At 64.5% G+C, this 1613-nt stretch carries 1 protein-coding gene; it reads left to right on the forward strand.

Translation table 11 applies throughout. The annotated features are described in order from the left end of the window. On the forward strand, window positions 1-1597 hold a 1597-nt coding region (locus CH286_RS27495; RefSeq protein WP_217902957.1), incomplete at its 5' end, for an acyl-CoA carboxylase subunit beta. Window positions 1598-1613 lie beyond the last annotated feature (16 nt).

Raw genomic sequence — 1613 nt, forward strand, 5'->3', positions numbered from 1 at the left:
ACCCGATATCCATACCACTGCGGGTAAATTGGCCGATCTTCGTAAACGTCTCGCGGGTGCGGAGCATCCCTCGGGTGAGGCGGCGGTGGAGCGGGTCCACGCGAAGGGCAAGTTGACCGCGCGGGAGCGGATCACGGCGTTGCTCGACGAGGGCTCGTTCGTCGAGCTCGACGCGTTGGCGCGGCACCGGTCCCAGAATTTCGGGTTGGGCGACAACCGGCCCCTCGGTGACGGTGTCGTCACCGGCTACGGCACCGTCGACGGCCGTGATGTGTGCGTGTTCTCCCAGGACGCGACCGTCTTCGGTGGCTCGTTGGGGGAAATCTACGGCGAGAAGATCGTCAAGGTGATGGACCTGGCGGTCAAGACCGGACGCCCGTTGGTGGGGATCAACGAAGGTGCCGGTGCCCGCATCCAGGAAGGGGTCGTCTCCCTCGGGTTGTACGGGGAGATCTTTCACCGCAACGTCCGCGCGTCGGGGGTGATCCCGCAGATCTCGCTGATCATGGGCCCCGCCGCCGGTGGTCACGTCTACTCCCCGGCCCTGACCGATTTCGTGGTCATGGTCGACGGCACCAGTCAGATGTTCGTCACCGGCCCCGATGTCATCAAAACCGTCACCGGTGAGAACGTGACGATGGAAGAGCTCGGTGGCGCGAGGACGCACATGGAGAAGTCCGGGGTCGCGCACTACGTCGCCTCCGGCGAGCACGACGCGCTCGATTACGTGCGGGATCTGCTGTCGTACCTGCCGAGCAACAATCGCGCCGACGCCCCGCGGACGGTCCCGTCGGATCCGATCACCGGGGCGATCGAGGACTCGCTGACCGCGGAGGATCTCGAGCTCGACACCCTGATCCCGGATTCACCGAACACCCCCTACGACATGCACGAGGTGATCACCCGCATCCTCGACGACGACGAGTTCCTCGAAGTCCAGGAGGGGCGGGCCCGCAACATCATCGTCGGGTTCGGGCGGATCGACGGCCGCAGTGTGGGGATCGTGGCCAATCAGCCCACGCAGTTCGCGGGAACGTTGGACATCGATGCCTCGGAGAAGGCGGCGCGGTTCGTGCGCACGTGTGATTGTTTCAACGTTCCGATCATCACGTTGGTCGATGTGCCGGGGTTCTTGCCGGGGACGGGGCAGGAGTACAACGGCATCATTCGGCGGGGCGCGAAATTGTTGTATGCCTACGGGGAGGCGACGGTCGGGAAGATCACCGTCATCACCCGCAAGGCGTACGGCGGGGCGTACGACGTGATGGGGTCCAAGCACATGGGTGCCGACGTCAATTTGGCGTGGCCGACCGCGCAGATCGCGGTGATGGGGGCCTCGGGTGCGGTCGGGTTCGTGTACCGCAAGCAGTTGTTGGAGGCGGCGAAGAACGGTGAGGACGTCGATGCGTTGCGGCTGACGTTGCAGCAGGAATACGAGGACACGTTGGTCAACCCGTACGTCGCTGCCGAGCGTGGGTACCTCGATGCCGTCATCCCGCCGAGTCATACCCGCGGTCAGATCGTGACCGCGCTGCGTCTGCTCGAACGCAAACAAGTCACCCTGCCGCCGAAGAAGCACGGAAACATCCCACTATGAGCGGCGAAGCGAATCA

It is taken from the genome of Rhodococcus sp. WWJCD1 (genome assembly GCF_002258735.1).
Taxonomy (GTDB): domain Bacteria; phylum Actinomycetota; class Actinomycetes; order Mycobacteriales; family Mycobacteriaceae; genus Rhodococcoides.